1 protein-coding gene is annotated in these 429 nt (G+C 39.6%); it reads right to left on the reverse strand.

Annotated elements, in window-relative coordinates:
- Window positions 1-56 precede the first annotated feature (56 nt).
- Window positions 57-429, reverse strand: a 373-nt coding sequence (locus CYP84_RS08235; protein WP_219809678.1) for a hypothetical protein, incomplete at its 5' end; no start/stop codon positions are given.

A 429-nucleotide genomic window follows, 5' to 3' on the forward strand; every position in this document is an offset into this window, starting at 1 on the left:
TTCCAGAATTATTATATGTACCGTTCGATGGTGGAGCAAAGTCTATGTGCATAATCCTACGTATTTATCAGATTGATGATTTCTGTTTTCAGGTTCTCTTTCCGTTTGCTATCCATCACACCACAAGCAGAAAGTTCCGAATAAAGTTGTACCAGTTGAAGTAGCTTCTTATAATCCCGTTGGTGTATCTGGTAGAGTGCATTAATCTGTTTGGATTGGTTGTTTATCACATCGGCATGATTACAGAACTGTTCACTTAACTTTTTGAGTACGGCTGTGTGTTTCTCCTGACTGGCTTCCAGTTGAGAGAGAATAAGGGTTTCTAAAGTTCTGCCGATAGCATCGAAACGTAAAGCGATAGAATTTGTAGCCCGTATCATAGGATTCAGTTGTTCTTCCTCATAGTGACGGATGAAGCGGATAATATCA

This window comes from Campylobacter concisus, from assembly GCF_002912425.1.
Classification (GTDB): domain Bacteria; phylum Campylobacterota; class Campylobacteria; order Campylobacterales; family Campylobacteraceae; genus Campylobacter_A; species Campylobacter_A concisus_AH.